Below are 301 nucleotides of genomic sequence, written 5' to 3'. Positions count from 1 at the left end.
ATGAGAGAGGGAGTTCGATGACTGACAGGGGAGTGGGTGTGCGGGTGTCGGACGAGGACATCGAGCGGTGGTTGATGGAGCGGGTGTCCTACTACCTGGAGACGCCGGTGGGGGAGATCGATCCGGGTGTCTCGCTCGCCGAGTACGGGTTGGAGTCGGTGTACGCCTTCGCGTTGTGCGGGGACATCGAGGACAACCTGGGTGTGACCGTGGAGCCGACCCTGGTGTGGGACGTCGACACGGTGGCGGCTCTGACCGTTCACCTGGCCGGCCTGGTGGCCGAACTGCCCGCGGCCTGAGC

At 66.1% G+C, this 301-nt stretch carries 1 protein-coding gene; it reads left to right on the top strand.

The features are described 5' to 3' along the window. The first annotated feature begins 17 nt into the window (after positions 1 to 17). Positions 18 to 299: an acyl carrier protein gene (locus tag VR45_RS16090; RefSeq protein ID WP_045940446.1), complete on the top strand. Its 282-nt coding sequence runs from the start codon at positions 18 to 20 to the stop codon at positions 297 to 299. Positions 300 to 301: the final 2 nt, after the last annotated feature.

Source organism: Streptomyces sp. NRRL S-495, from assembly GCF_000966955.1.
GTDB lineage: Bacteria > Actinomycetota > Actinomycetes > Streptomycetales > Streptomycetaceae > Kitasatospora > Kitasatospora purpeofusca.
Note: the sequence above shows the minus strand (reverse complement) of the source record. Positions and strands in the feature narration are given on the sequence as shown.

Excerpts from the sequence above, each read along its gene's own strand:
- VR45_RS16090 (WP_045940446.1), top strand. The coding sequence starts at position 18 with ATGACTGACAGGGGAGTGGGTGTGCGGGTGTCGGACGAGGACATCGAG.